This is a genomic window from Leisingera sp. CC-HEC096, from assembly GCF_059429235.1.
The window spans coordinates 846,335-859,953 of record NZ_JCAIJS010000001.1; the positions used below are offsets into that span (position 1 = coordinate 846,335).

Sequence of the window (13,619 nt, forward strand, 5' to 3'; positions counted from 1 at the left end):
CTGCGGCGCCGGCATACCCCCGACGGCGCCGCAAACAAGTAAACTGAAGCAGGACGAACCTGCTTTGCACGAGATCCGGAATGGGTGCGCCTGTTCTGAACACCGGGATGGCCCAGGTAAGAAAATACTTTCGGGCAGTCAATGAAGGAGCCTGACCGGTGATAACTGGCTTCCTCTGTCGCAGAGGAAGCCATTTTCTTTGGTTATCTTGGGCTGGTTGGGTGGGTAATCGGGCAGTCTTATAATCAGAATTATGTTATATAATAGCTGCTTCAGGCGGCATTGCACCCACACGGCCATCCGAATATTTTAGAGTAGCAATCAGGACCTTAAAGGCCGAAGTAAACCTTCTTGCGCGACGCTGGCGACCAGTTGCCCGTCCTCCGTATAGATAGCACCACGGTTAAAACCTCGGCCACTGCCGGTGAATGGCGCATCCATTGTGTACAGATGCCAGTTCTCGAAATGCACCGGCGCGTGGAACCACATGGCATGATCCAGGCTGGCGGTCATGGCGGCGGGCTTGTGGAACGTCAGCCCATGCGGCCGCATCGATGAACCTAGCAAACCGAAATCCGATGCATAGGCCATAAGGATATGCTGCAGTTCCGGCCCGGCGTCCTTGGCTGCTTCCATTCTGATCCACATGTGATTGACGTCACTGGTTTCCTCGGGCGCCAGAGGATCGCGCGGCTCAACCTCGCGGATCTCAAACGGCCGCGGTCGTGTGAACTCGCCTCGCTTGGCCGGATCCACCCGGAAAGCATTGCGCAGCAGGATTTCATGGCGCGGCTCCAGGCCTTCAGGCCCTGCAACCGGCGGCATCGGATGCTGATGCTGCCAGCCGTCTTCCTGGGCATGGAACGATGCTGCAAGGTTCAGGATCTGCTTGCCGTTCTGCATGGCGACAACCCGGCGCGTGGTGAAGCTGCCGCCGTCGCGGGCTGGATCAACCTCGTAAATGACGGGCCTGGACGGATCGCCCGGACGGATGAAATATGCATGAAGAGAATGGCATAAGCGTCCGGAAACAGAGGCATAAGCCGCGGCCAATGCCTGTGCGATCACCTGACCGCCGTAAATGCGCGTCGGCGTTTCACCGCCGGAGCCTGAGCCGCGGTAAAGGTTGGTGTCCAATAGCTCCAGATCCAGCAGATCGAGCAGCACCTTGGCGGTATCTGTCATTTGCAGCGCTTTCTATGGTCGGGTCATCTCAGGCTGCTCATCATAGCCGGAAACGCGGCGCTTGGAAGTCATGCCGTGATTGCGCTTTGCACCAACGCTTTGAGTTCCGGCCGCGACGGGTAAGAGCTGGACGGCGCCAGTTGGGTCAGAAAGACCACTGACAGATCCAGCTGCCGGTCGATCCAGAAAAACGTCGAGGCTATGCCGCCCCAGCTGAAATCACCAACCGAACCGGGGCAGCGGGCCCGGGCCGGATTTAGCACTACGGCACCGCCGAGGCCAAAGCCCATACCTTCCATCGGCTGCTCCGCAAAGCTTTGCGGTCCCATTGACGCGATCTCACCCGGCAAATGGTTTTGCATCATGAAATCAGCGGCTTGCGGGCTGACAATAAAGCCGTCGCCGCATCTTCCCCGGAGCCGGAGCATTTCTGCAAATCTCATGTAGTCGTCAAGCGTTCCGACCAGACCGCCGCCGCCGGAGTGCATCGTTGCCTTCTGAAACGGCGACTTTTCCCAGCTGTCCGTCAGCCGCAAGCTTTCGGTTCCAGTCTCCGCTGAGTTCAGCGCCATGGCGTCACCGGCCAGCGGTGTGTAGAGAGAGGCGAACCGGTTCCCTGCCCCGGCTGGCACCTGGAAGCCGGTCTCGCACATGCCGAGCGGTTCAAATATCTCCTCTGAAAAGAACTGGCCCAGGGTTTTTCCGGAGACCACTTCGACGATACGGCCCAGCACATCGGTTGCCACCGAGTATTCCCACCGGGTCCCGGGCTGAAAGGCCAGCGGCAGTTCCGCCAGGCGAGACACCATCGAGGCCAGGCTGCCTTGGTCCGGCTTGAACATAAGATCCGCGCGCTCCATTGCCGCTGGAAGAAGCCCGGGATTGAAGGAATAGCTGAGCCCGCTGGTATGGGTCAGCAGCTGATGCAGCGTAGGCACCGGGCTGCGTTCCGTCTGGCTGATGCTGCCAGCACCTAGTGTCAACGCCTGCATGTCACTGAATTCGGGCAGAAAATCACTAATAGGCGCATCCAGATGGAATAATCCCCGTTCCAGCAGGATCATCAACGCCACCGACGTCACCGGTTTAGTCATCGAATAGAGCCGCACCAGGGTGTCGCGGGTGAACGGCAGCTCGTCCTCAACGTTCCGCAGGCCGGTTGAATGACTGAAAACCTCGTGGCCGCCGCTCTTGATCAGAAGAGCGCTTCCAGGATATTTCCGTTTATCCACATAGCGTTGCTGCCAGGACTTGATCCGTTCGAACCGGTCAGTTTGCATCACCGCTCTCCTGTATTGAGCCATTTTCGGACCGGTTGGAAACTCAAGGCGTGCAGCCTTGACCGCCCGGCCGGGTGAAAGTCGCGCAAGGGGTTATGTGTTGGCAAGAGGTGAAATGCTTTTTCACATTGCCAGCAAACCGCGCAATCAGGAGCGTGATGCGCACAAATAATTCCCGCAGCGTTTTTTCATATTCGCATCCCTTTGTGTATTCGCATTTCGCCGAAAATTGTCTTAGTAGTTCAAGGAGAAGGACAGCAAGGAATTTCATCTGATGAAGAGTATTCTGGTATTGAACGGCCCGAATTTGAACCTGCTCGGCACCCGGCAGCCGGACGTTTACGGGTCCGTCACTTTGCCAATGGTCGAACAGGGTTGTCAGGCACACGGCAAGACGCTTGGGTTTGATGTTGCCTGCCTGCAGTCCAACCATGAGGGCGCGCTGATCGACGCCATTCACGCCGCCAAAGGCGTGCACCAAGGGATTATTTTGAATGCCGGGGCCTATACGCACACGTCCATTGCGTTGATGGACGCGCTGATTTCCGTGGAAATTCCGGCAGTTGAAGTCCATCTTTCAAACATCCACGCACGTGAGCCATTCCGGCACACGTCCTATATCGCCAAGGCAGCGTTGGGTCAGATCTGCGGCTTCGGTGCCAAAGGTTATCTCTTGGCGCTCGATGCCTTGGCCGAACATCTGAACGCGGCTGGGCCGGCATGACGTTCAAGGACTACCTGAACTTCGTTTGCGGGGCTCAGAGCCTGGAGGTGCTGTGGCACCAGCATGTGAGGCAAATGGCCTCGTTCGGTTTTGACCGGCTGATTTACGGACACACGCGGTTCAAGACGGAGACCTCTCTGGGAGATCCCGAGGACTTTGTCATCTTGTCCAATCACCAAAACGAGTATCTGAACGGCTTTCTGCACAAGGGGCTGTATTTGTCGGCACCTATGCTCCGATGGGCGCTGGACAATGAGGGCGCCGGCAGCTGGCGCATTGTCCAGGACATGGCAGCAACCGGCACGTTGACACCGGAGGCCAGAAAGGTGCACGAGTTCAACCAGAGGCTCGACATGACAGCCGGGTACACGATCAGCTTTCATTCGGCCTCGAACCGCTACAAGGGCGCGATCTCGCTTGCGGCTAAACCCGGCATGACCCAGGATGAGGTTGACGCGGTATGGGCGGACTGCGGTGAGGACATTGTGCTGATGAACAACGTCGCTCATCTGAAGATCCTTACCCTGCCCTATGCCGCACCAAACCGCAGCCTGACCAAGCGGCAACGGGAAGTCTTGCAATGGGTCGGCGACGGTAAGACCACACAAGATATTGCGCTTTTAATGGGATTAACACCCGCTACGATTGAAAAACACCTCCGTCTTGCGCGCGCCTCTTTGTCGGTTGAGACGACTGCACAGGCCGTTTTGAAGGCCGCCTTGCACAATCAGATGTACGTTGTCGACGCATAATTGCACGTCTGGGCTGTTTGAGGCGGCTGAAGCAGCTTTATGAAATTATTCGCCTTTTTCTGGATAGCTCTGACCCTGTAGCACGGGCCGGAGAAATACCTGATGCGCTAAAGCGCTAGACGCCAATTAGCATCAAAAAGTAAGGAATTCTGTACTACCGTTAAAGGGTAATTCACTGCATGTTGCACATGTTCCGTGAGTGGTGGCTTTGGCCAAGGAACTTTGGGTATCGACCCTTGCGATTACAAGGCTCTCCTACCTGGTCGGGTATAGGCGCGTATTGGTCCGCGTCTATCCCGGATATCAGAGGGGCTCCATCCATCCCCATCAGTGGGGCCCCTCACCTGCAGCACAGCTTGTTTTCGACGTAACCTGGCAATGCGGCGGCAATCCGGCGCCAGTCCTGGATCTGCCGCAGCCTTAGCTATATGCGATAAAAAGAAACCGGCGGATGGAAGCCACCCGCCGGTCAAAACAATAAAAGGTGTCAGCAGTGCTGATCAGCCCTGAGCGGCTTTGGCCACTTCTGCTGCGAAGTCTTCTTTTTCGACTTCGATGCCTTCGCCGACTTCCACACGGACGAAGCCGGTGATGGTGGCGCCAGCTTCCTTGGCCGCGGCTTCCACGGTCAGGTCCGGGTTCACCACGAACTGCTGGTTCAGCAGGGTCGATTCAGCCACGAATTTCTTCATGCGGCCTTCGATCATCTTCTCGATCACCTGCTCCGGCTTGCCGGACTCGCGGGCGATGTCCATCTGGACCTGCTTTTCCTTCTCGACAACGGACGCATCCAGGTCGGCTTCGGACAGAGCGGCCGGGTTCACGGCGGCAATGTGCATTGCAACCTGCTTGCCGATCGCTTCGTCGCCGCCGTTCATGGCAACCAGAACGCCGATCTTGCCCATGCCGGCGGTGGCCGCGTTGTGCACGTAGGACACAACGGTTTCGCCTTCCAGCTTCTCCATGCGGCGCAGCGACATGTTCTCGCCGATGGTGGCGATTTTGTCGGTCAGGGTTGCTTCGACGGACTTGCCGCCCAGGTCGGCTGCTTTCAGCGCTTCGACGTCGTCTGCGGACAGAGCGGCCTTGGCGATGCCTGCGACCATTTCCTGGAATTCGCCGTTCTTGGCAACGAAGTCGGTTTCGGAGTTCACTTCAACCGCAACGCCTTTGCCGCCTTCGACGACCACGGCCACCAGGCCTTCAGCAGCGGTACGGCCGGATTTCTTGGCGGCTTTCGCCAGGCCTTTGGTGCGCAGCCAGTCAACGGCGGCTTCCATGTTGCCGTCGTTTTCGACCAGTGCTTTCTTCGCATCCATCATGCCTGCGCCGGTGGATTCGCGCAGTTCTTTCACCATTGCTGCAGTGATTGCCATCTTAGGCTCTCCTCAATTCAAAAACGGATTTGGGGCAGGTGATACCCTGCCCCGCATGTCAGTTCCGTGACAGGACGGATCAGGCTTCGGCGGCTGCTTCTTCAGCAACGGCTTCTTCTGCCGGTGCTTCTTCCAGCGCGCCCAGGTCAACGCCTGCTGCGCCCAGCTGAGCCGACATGCCGTCCAGAGCCGCACGGGCCACCAGATCGCAGTACAGCGAGATGGCGCGCGATGCGTCGTCGTTGCCCGGGATGATGAAGTCCACGCCGTCGGGGGAGCAGTTGGTGTCGACAACAGCCACAACCGGGATGCCCAGTTTCTTGGCTTCGGCGATTGCCAGTGCTTCTTTTTTCACGTCGATGACGAACAGCAGGTCCGGCACGCCGCCCATTTCGCGGATGCCGCCCAGGGAGGCCTGCAGCTTCTCCTGGTCGCGTTCCATGCCCAGACGCTCTTTCTTGGTCAGGCCTTCGGCGCCGGAGGACATCTTCTCGTCGATTTCCTTCAGGCGGTTGATCGACTGGGAAACGGTTTTCCAGTTGGTCAGAGTGCCGCCCAGCCAGCGGTGGTTCATGTAGTACTGAGCGGATTTCTCAGCGGCTTCGGCAATCGGGCCAGCTGCCTGGCGCTTGGTGCCGACGAACAGGACGCGGCCGCCTTTGGCGACGGTGTCACGGACAACCTGCAGCGCCTGGTCCAGCATCGGAACAGTCTGGGTGAGGTCCATGATGTGGATGCCGTTGCGCGAGCCGTAGATGAACGGCGACATGCGCGGGTTCCAGCGCTGAGTCTGGTGGCCGAAGTGAACGCCAGCTTCCAGCAGCTGACGCATGGTGAACTCGGGAAGAGCCATGCTATTCTTTCCTTTCCGGTTTCTATCCTCGGCGGGGGTTCAGAGCAAAAGCTCCAACCGGGGGTCCGTCAGGGATGTCTCCCCTGATCAGGCCAAACCCCGCCTGCGGGTTCGTATGCGCGCCTATAGAGCAGTTATTGTCAGCTGACAAGTACCGTCCCGCAGAAATCGGCGCCCTGCCCCGAATTTCAAGCCTGCAAGGCTTCTTGATGACCGCTGCGCACCAATTCCTCGGCCCTGGCGGCCAGCGCCTTGCGGTCCGGGAAGTCCGCCACTTTCAGCGGCGGATGATAGATCAGCTCTACTGCTCCCTGGCGCGGGGCGGCCAGAACTTTGAGAAGGTGAGGGCCGAAGTCCATATCCCCCCACCAGCCATAAAACCGGGCGGGCGCTCCTTTGGGCGCATGATACACCACGGAAACCGGCTGAACGTGCAGGCCGTCGCGCAGGTGGTCTGTGAAAAAGGCAGCGAAAAGCGTTGTTTTGAAACGTAAAACACGCAACCCATCAGTTGATGTGCCTTCCGGAAAAAACAGCAGCTTGTGCCCGGCGCGCAGGCGCTGCTCGAACAGGTCTGCCTGCTCCCTGGCTTTCTTGGGATTGCGCTCGATGAACACGGTGCCGGTCGCGCGCGCCAGCCAGCCGATCCCTGGCCATCCGGCAACCTCGGCTTTGGACACGAAATAGATCCGCTTGCGCGCGTTCAAGGCAAAGATGTCCAGCCAGGAAGAATGGTTGGCGACGACCGGACCGCGCTGGCGCATCAGGGTGCCGCGGGTTTTGTAGCGGATCCCCATGAGGCGGAACGCATTGCGGCAGACAAACTGGGTGATGAACGGCGTGACCGGCCGCTGGAGCCCGAATAGCGGCCGTTCTGCCAGCCGCACGGCCAGCAGCAGCAGGAGGCCGCCAAACACCAGCAGCGCCAGCGGCACGCCGCGCAACAGCACCAGGCACCAGCCCAGAGCACTGATCCGGACCGGGTCCGGAGCCTCCTCGCTCTGCCAGCTGACGCTCATTCCCTTCCCCGCCCCCCAGCATAAATCTTGCGCTGCCGTTCGTTCATCCGCGCGGTGTCCAGGATCAGGCAGACATCTGTGGTGTTGAACGCATGGTCGATATAGGCGCCCTCACCGACAAAGCCGCCCAGCCGCAGATAGGCCTTGATCAGCGCGGGCGTGTCCAGCATCGCGCGTTTGCGGTCCAGGTCTGCTTTGGGAACCAAGTTCATAGGCTGAAAGGATTTCGCCCGCACGCGCAACTCGGTTGGTGCCAGGTGGTTGTGGTGCAGCATCGCCAGCGGATTGGCCAGCTGCTGCGGATCGGTTCCGTGAAAGCTCGCCACACCGAACAGCACCTCGATCCCGTGCGCCTCGACATACTCCGCCAGCCCGGACCAGAGGTGGAACATCGCCATCCCGCCGCGGTATTCAGGATGCAGGCAGGACCTCCCAAGTTCCAGCAGCCTGCGGCCGGAGGCTTTCAAAACACTCAGATCGTATTCATCCTCGGAATAGAACTGCCCGGCCTTGGCCGCCTGATCGTCCCGCAGCAAACGGTAGACGCCGACAACCATGTCCGTGGAGGTATCGGTCACCAGCATGTGGTCAAAGAAGGGGTCGAACCGGTCCTGCTCAAGTCCCGCCTCGTGATCCACCATCGCACCACCGCCGCCCAGTTCCCGGACGAACACTTCATACCGCAAAGCCTGCGCGGCGCGCAGCTCTTCCTCCGTGCCGGCGATTTTCACGGAAAACTCCGGGGCGCGGTCTTGCATACGGCTTCCTTGCATGTTTCGGCTTGAGCGCAGCCTGCCCTTGGGGCAAAGAGTGCGCGGCATTTATGGCTAATTCGAGGGGGTTCGTTAACCCTTCATAAACCGTTATGGCTCAAAGACGGGGATAAGGGAGATGCGCGCTCCGTCAATCACGAGCTTTCCTTGGTCGGGAAAATTCACGGTGATCTTGCCGCCCGCGTTCGACTGAACCTGACCGACGCCCCATTCGGGGTGATCCGGGTGCCGGACGAACATTCCGGGAGCTAAAATTGCGTTGAGGTCATTCATTTACGGGTGGCCCAATTCGGAGGAAGTAGAAGTTATGGGTTTAGATAACGCCAATCTGGCGGCATTGGTAGGGTCCCGGATCTGCCATGATCTGATCAGCCCGGTCGGCGCCATCAACAACGGTCTGGAGCTGCTTGGCATGGCAGGCAGCATGTCAGGCCCGGAACTGGAGCTGATCTCCGACAGCGTCGCCAACGCAAATGCCCGCATCCGGTTTTTCCGGATCGCCTTTGGCGCGGCGGGGGATCAGCAAATGGCGCGGGCCGAGATCGTTTCGGTTCTGGAGGACATCAGCAAGGGCGGCCGCATCAAGTATCAATGGTCGCCGCTTGAGGGCTGCACCCGCAGCGAGGCCCGCCTGGCGCTGCTGGCGGCACTGTGCCTTGAATCCGCACTGCCCTATGGCGGCACGGTCAAGATTTTCTGCGCCGACGGGAAGTGGACCGTGATGGGCGAAGGCAGCAAGCTGAACGTTGATGACGAGTTGTGGGCCCGGGTCAGCGGCGGCACATCCAACGCCGAGATCACCCCTGCCCTGGTTCAGTTCGCACTGCTGCCCGAGGCAGCGAAGGAAGCAAACCGCACTGTCCGGCTTGAGCAGAACCTGGAGAAGATTACGCTGCAGTTCTGATTGCCAGCAAATACGCAAAGAAACGCCGGGCACGTTGCCCGGCGTTTTGCGTTAGCGGTGCTGTCAGGCGCGGGTCGTTCCGTTTCCGCGCACCAGGTACTTGAAACTGGTGAGCTGTACCGCTCCGACCGGCCCGCGGGCATGCATCTTGCCGGTGGCAATGCCGATCTCTGCACCCATGCCGAATTCGCCGCCGTCAGCAAACTGTGTCGAGGCGTTGTGCATCAGAATGGCACTGTCCAGCTCAGCAAAGAACTTTTGAACTGCGGCCTCATCCTCGGTGATGATGCAATCTGTGTGCTGGGAGTGATGGGTGCGGATGTGCCGGATCGCATCATCTATGCCCGCTACTTGTTTAGCAGCAATAATCGAATCCAGATACTCTTTGCCCCAGTCCTCCGCCGTTGCAGCGGTCATACCTACGGGACCGGGCAGTTCTTCCTCGGCGCGGATCTCCACGCCAGCGCCGGACAGCGCCTCCAGCACTGCCTTGCCCAGAGTGTCCGCAATATCCTGATGGATCAGCAGGCACTCGGCTGCACCGCAGATGCCGGTGCGGCGGGTCTTGGCGTTCAGCACCACATCCAGAGCCTTTTGCGGATCGGCGGATTTGTCGAGGTAGATGTGCACGATGCCTTCGAGGTGGGCAAAGACCGGCACCCGCGCCTCGCGCTGGACCAGCCCGACCAGTCCTTTGCCGCCGCGGGGAACAATAACGTCGACATACTGCGTCATGGTCAGCAGCTCCTGCACCGCCGCACGGTCGCGGGTCGGTACCAGCTGGACTGCGTCTTCGGGCAAGCCTGCGGACTTCAGGCCTTCGGCCAGGCATGCATGAATGGCTTGCGAGGAATGGAAGCTTTCCGAACCGCCGCGCAGGATCACCGCATTGCCCGATTTCAAGCACAGAGCACCGGCATCGGCGGTGACGTTGGGGCGGCTTTCGTAGATCACGCCGATAACGCCCAGCGGGGTGCGCACACGCTGGATTTTCAGACCAGTGGGTTGTTCCCACTCTTCCATCACTTCGCCGACCGGATCGCGCTGGTCCGCCACCGCGCGCAAGCCGGAGACGATGCCCTGAACGCGGGCTTCGTCCAGCATCAGCCGATCCATCATCGCGTCCGACAGACCCTTGCCCCGGCCGAACTCAAGATCCTTGGCATTAGCGGCGATGATCTCCGCCCGGCGGCGCCAGACCGCGTCTGCGGCGGCGATCAATGCCGAGGTTTTGCGCTCAGCGCTGGCTGTGGCCAGGATCTGCGCTGCTTGCTTTGCACGCTTGCCAAGCTCCGCCATCACGGCGGGAATATTCTCATTGTCTTTCATTTGTCTCGCGCCCTTGCCGGTCCCTGTCTGGCACTTCAGTGCTTGCCGGCTGGAATAAACCATCAGGTGGTCTGATCAAAGCGCCATATCATCGCGGTGGATCAGAGCCGCGCGGGCGGGATAGCCCAGCGTGGCCTCGATATCATGCGAGCGGCGCCCCTGGATGGCGCGGGCTTCATCGGCGGTATAGCGCGACAGACCCTGCCCCAGCTTGCGCCCGTCTGGGCCAAGGATGGCCAGCGGATCGCCGCGGCCAAAGTCACCCTCCACATGACGGACGCCTGCGGGCAGCAGGCTGTTACCGGACATCAGCGCACGCGCCGCGCCTTCGTCAACGGTCAGGACACCGCGCGTCTTCATCGCGCTGATCCAGCGTTTGCGGGCTGTTTGCGGGTCGCCTTGCCCGGTGAACCAGGTGCAAGCCGCGCCATCTTCTAGATTTTTCAAAGGGTTCAGAGGTAAACCTTCAGTGATCGCCATGGCGCAGCCCGCGGCGGTGGCCATCTTGGCCGCCTGCAGTTTGGTGATCATGCCGCCTTTGGACAGGCCGGAAACCCCATCTCCCGCCATCGCCTCGATCTCTGGCGTGATCTCGTCAATCCGGTCGTAGCGCCGGGCGTCGGGGTCCAGCGCCGGGTTGGCACTATAGAACCCGTCGACATCGGACAGCAGGATCAGGCAGTCAGCCCCAACGGTCACCGCCACCTGGGCGGCCAGCCGGTCGTTGTCGCCATAGCGGATTTCATCTGTGGCGATGGTGTCGTTTTCGTTCACGATCGGAATCGCGCCCATGCTCAGCAGCGTTTCCAGCGTCGCGCGGGAGTTCAGGTAGCGGCGGCGGTTTTCGCTGTCCTCCAGCGTCACCAGCACCTGCGCAGTGGTGATCCGGTGCGGCGCCAGCGCCTCTTCATAGGCGCGGGCCAGGCGGATCTGGCCAACCGCGGCTGCGGCCTGGGATTTCTCCAGCGGCAGATCTGCGCGGGGCAGCCCCAGCACGCCGCGGCCCAAGGCGATGGAGCCTGAGGAAACCAGAACCACATCGGTGCCGCGGGACTTCAGCCAGGCGACGTCATTGGCCAGCGAATGCAGCCAGCCGGCCCGCAGCTCACCACTGCCCCGATCGACCAGCAGCGCCGAGCCGATCTTGACGACGATCCGTTTGGCCGCGGTCAGGGCTGCCAAGGCTTTTCCTCCTCGGCGGGTTTCATCCGGACGCGGTCATCGTCGATTTCAGCACGCACAGCGCGCAGCACCTCGTTCAGCCCTTCGCGGCTGACGCCAGACATCATCATCACCGGCCCGCCAACCGCAGTTTCCAACGCGGCACGTTTCTCGTCGCGCTCCTCCGGATCCAAGGCATCGACCTTGTTCAGCGCGGTGATGCGTGGTTTGGTGGCAAGCTCGCCGCCATAGGCTTCAAGCTCGCTGATGATGGTCTCATAATCCTCGACCACGGTCTCCGAAGTGCCGTCCACCAGATGCAGCAGCACGGCGCAGCGTTCGACGTGGCCCAGGAAGCGGTCGCCGATGCCGCGGCCCTCATGCGCGCCTTCGATCAGACCGGGAATGTCGGCCACCACGAATTCGGTGTTGTCGATGCCCACCACACCCAGGTTCGGGTGCAGGGTGGTAAAGGGGTAGTCGGCGATCTTGGGGCGCGCGTTGGAGGTTGCCGCCAGGAATGTGGACTTGCCCGCGTTCGGCAGGCCCAGAAGGCCGGCATCGGCAATCAGTTTGAGCCGCAGCCAGATGGTGCGGTCTACGCCCTCCTGCCCCGGGTTGGCGCGCCGCGGCGCCTGGTTGGTGGCGGACTTGAAGTGCAGGTTGCCAAAGCCGCCGTTGCCGCCCTTGGCCAGCAGCACCCGCTGGCCCGGTTCGGTCAGGTCAGCCAAAACGGTTTCCTGATCCTCGTCCAGGATTTCAGTCCCGACCGGAACCCGCAGAACGATGTCGTCGCCGTCCTTGCCGGTGCGCTGGCGGCCCATGCCGGACTGGCCGTTTTTGGCAAAGAAATGCTGCTGGTAGCGGAAGTCGATCAGGGTGTTCAGCCCCTCGGTAACCTCGGCCCAGACCGAGCCGCCCTTGCCGCCGTCGCCGCCGTCGGGGCCGCCATATTCGATGTACTTCTCACGCCGGAAGCTGACGCAGCCGTTCCCGCCGGCGCCCGAGCGGATGTAGACCTTTGCCAGATCGAGGAATTTCATGACAGCTCCTTAATGCGGCAGGATCTTGCGGCCTGCCCGTGCAGTACAAGTGTCCCGCCAAGGCGCGGGGCCTTGGCGGGAATGTTTCGTTTGCCTTACCGTAAAGCGCGCGCCGCGCCAATCACAGTTTTCGGCTGTAGGTCCAGGTTGGAACAGTGGTGCCGCGCGCAACAGCAAAGCTTTCGGCGTCGCCCAGATAATCAAAACCGCAATGGATCAGCACCCGCGCAGAGGCCGGGTTGTCCTGGAACACGCAGGCAAACATCGCCGCGTTGTTTTGCGGGTTTGCATCCACCAGCGCCTTGAGCGCCGCTGAGGCAAGCCCGGTATTCCAAAACGGCGGTGCGGTCCAGTAAGACACCTCTGACTGGTTGCGGTCCATCCGTTTCAGGCCGATCACACCCTTCAACTCGGCATCGCCATCGGCAGTGCCGTCAATCACCCAGACATCCTCGTCGCGTTCATCCGCCATGGCACGCGCCACAAACGCCTCTGCCGCGCCGGGCGGCAGCGGGTGCGGAATAGAGCGGGTCATGCGGGCAACACGCTCGTCGCTGACATAATGCTCAATCAGCCCGGCATCAGATTTCCGCAACGGCCGCAGAATGAAACGTTCGGTTTCAATGACCTGCTGGCACACAATTTGATCCAGATTCATGGATGTGCTCCTCCTCTGCCGTGTTTTTCCGGGCGGACAAAGCCCTGATTATTGTGGCGGCCAAATTCAGATGTGCACGCCCTGCCCTGACGGCAAGGCACGCGCTGTTCAAATTGCGCAAAACTTCCCGTAGGCCGGGCGTGAACACCCGGGAGCCGCGGCGCTGCGCTTGGGGGCTTGGCCTGTACTGGGAAAATCATCATTCACTCGCATACTCAAAACAGAATGGGGGACCGGCCTTGTAGCCGATCCCCCTAAAGATTTCTTTACCCTTCGGGTCGGCTTACTCAGCGGCCTCCGCCACTGGGAGAACCGATACAAAGGTGCGGCCTTTCAGGCCTTTGCGGAAGCTTACAGCACCGTCAGCAGTGGCAAACAGAGTGTGGTCCTTGCCGATGCCCACGCCTTCGCCCGGCCAAAACTTGGTGCCGCGCTGACGCACGATGATGTTGCCTGCGATGGCCGCCTGGCCACCGTAGAGTTTCACGCCAAGGCGGCGACCGGCAGAGTCGCGGCCGTTACGGGAGGAACCGCCAGCTTTTTTATGTGCCATTCTCTCTCT

The 13,619-nt window shown here is 60.5% G+C and carries 15 protein-coding genes; 3 read left to right on the top strand and 12 right to left on the bottom strand.

Annotated features, from left to right (window positions below; genetic code table 11):
- Window positions 1–321 precede the first annotated feature (321 nt).
- Both AC5STI_RS04220 and AC5STI_RS04225 read right to left on the bottom strand, forming a co-directional pair.
- Window positions 322–1,185 carry an acyl-CoA thioesterase gene (locus AC5STI_RS04220; protein WP_495445698.1) on the bottom strand — a complete coding sequence of 288 codons (864 nt, stop codon included), beginning with the start codon at window positions 1,183–1,185 and terminating at the stop codon, window positions 322–324.
- Between the two features lie 68 nt (window positions 1,186–1,253).
- Window positions 1,254–2,465, bottom strand: coding sequence for a serine hydrolase domain-containing protein (locus AC5STI_RS04225; RefSeq protein WP_495445699.1), 1,212 nt, complete (start codon window positions 2,463–2,465; stop codon window positions 1,254–1,256).
- 274 nt (window positions 2,466–2,739) lie between these two features.
- On the opposite strand from AC5STI_RS04225, the gene aroQ reads away from it, so the two are divergent.
- Window positions 2,740–3,189, top strand: a complete 450-nt coding sequence (aroQ, locus tag AC5STI_RS04230) for a type II 3-dehydroquinate dehydratase (RefSeq protein ID WP_495445700.1) — start codon at window positions 2,740–2,742, stop codon at window positions 3,187–3,189.
- Window positions 3,186–3,941 carry an autoinducer binding domain-containing protein gene (locus tag AC5STI_RS04235; protein WP_490397465.1) on the top strand — a complete coding sequence of 252 codons (756 nt, stop codon included), beginning with the start codon at window positions 3,186–3,188 and terminating at the stop codon, window positions 3,939–3,941. The genes aroQ and AC5STI_RS04235 overlap by 4 nt, the downstream gene beginning before the upstream one ends.
- Before the next feature lie 500 nt (window positions 3,942–4,441).
- Here AC5STI_RS04235 and tsf read toward each other — a convergent pair whose 3' ends face one another.
- The 5 genes from tsf to AC5STI_RS04260 all read right to left on the bottom strand — a co-directional run bounded on the left by tsf (window position 4,442) and on the right by AC5STI_RS04260 (window position 8,235).
- Entirely contained in the window at window positions 4,442–5,317 is an 876-nt protein-coding gene (gene tsf / locus AC5STI_RS04240) for a translation elongation factor Ts (protein ID WP_490397464.1), read from the bottom strand.
- A gap of 79 nt (window positions 5,318–5,396) precedes the next feature.
- Entirely contained in the window at window positions 5,397–6,170 is a 774-nt protein-coding gene (rpsB, locus tag AC5STI_RS04245; protein WP_475052000.1) for a 30S ribosomal protein S2, read from the bottom strand.
- 188 nt (window positions 6,171–6,358) lie between these two features.
- The gene (gene olsA / locus AC5STI_RS04250) at window positions 6,359–7,189 is read right to left on the bottom strand and encodes a lyso-ornithine lipid O-acyltransferase (protein ID WP_495445701.1); all 831 of its coding nucleotides are present in this window, start codon (window positions 7,187–7,189) and stop codon (window positions 6,359–6,361) included.
- Window positions 7,186–7,947 (bottom strand): L-ornithine N(alpha)-acyltransferase, encoded by a 762-nt coding sequence (gene olsB, locus AC5STI_RS04255; protein WP_495445703.1) that lies wholly within the window; start codon window positions 7,945–7,947, stop codon window positions 7,186–7,188. Before olsB ends, olsA begins: the two co-directional genes overlap by 4 nt.
- A gap of 105 nt (window positions 7,948–8,052) precedes the next feature.
- Window positions 8,053–8,235 carry a DUF3553 domain-containing protein gene (locus AC5STI_RS04260; RefSeq protein ID WP_475052007.1) on the bottom strand — a complete coding sequence of 61 codons (183 nt, stop codon included), beginning with the start codon at window positions 8,233–8,235 and terminating at the stop codon, window positions 8,053–8,055.
- Between the two features lie 34 nt (window positions 8,236–8,269).
- On the opposite strand from AC5STI_RS04260, the gene AC5STI_RS04265 reads away from it, so the two are divergent.
- The gene (locus tag AC5STI_RS04265; RefSeq protein ID WP_495445704.1) at window positions 8,270–8,866 is read left to right on the top strand and encodes a histidine phosphotransferase family protein; all 597 of its coding nucleotides are present in this window, start codon (window positions 8,270–8,272) and stop codon (window positions 8,864–8,866) included.
- 63 nt (window positions 8,867–8,929) lie between these two features.
- Here the strand turns inward: AC5STI_RS04265 and AC5STI_RS04270 are convergent, their stop codons facing one another.
- The 5 genes from AC5STI_RS04270 to rpmA all read right to left on the bottom strand — a co-directional run bounded on the left by AC5STI_RS04270 (window position 8,930) and on the right by rpmA (window position 13,610).
- Window positions 8,930–10,195 (bottom strand): glutamate-5-semialdehyde dehydrogenase, encoded by a 1,266-nt coding sequence (locus tag AC5STI_RS04270; RefSeq protein WP_495445705.1) that lies wholly within the window; start codon window positions 10,193–10,195, stop codon window positions 8,930–8,932.
- Between the two features lie 75 nt (window positions 10,196–10,270).
- Entirely contained in the window at window positions 10,271–11,377 is a 1,107-nt protein-coding gene (gene proB, locus AC5STI_RS04275; RefSeq protein WP_495445706.1) for a glutamate 5-kinase, read from the bottom strand.
- Window positions 11,365–12,399, bottom strand: a complete 1,035-nt coding sequence (gene obgE, locus AC5STI_RS04280) for a GTPase ObgE (RefSeq protein ID WP_495445707.1) — start codon at window positions 12,397–12,399, stop codon at window positions 11,365–11,367. The genes proB and obgE overlap by 13 nt, the downstream gene beginning before the upstream one ends.
- A gap of 121 nt (window positions 12,400–12,520) precedes the next feature.
- Window positions 12,521–13,057 carry a GNAT family N-acetyltransferase gene (locus tag AC5STI_RS04285; protein ID WP_490397457.1) on the bottom strand — a complete coding sequence of 179 codons (537 nt, stop codon included), beginning with the start codon at window positions 13,055–13,057 and terminating at the stop codon, window positions 12,521–12,523.
- Window positions 13,058–13,340: 283 nt separating this feature from the next.
- Complete coding sequence (rpmA, locus tag AC5STI_RS04290) at window positions 13,341–13,610, bottom strand: 50S ribosomal protein L27 (RefSeq protein ID WP_222475790.1); 270 nt, start codon at window positions 13,608–13,610, stop codon at window positions 13,341–13,343.
- Window positions 13,611–13,619 lie beyond the last annotated feature (9 nt).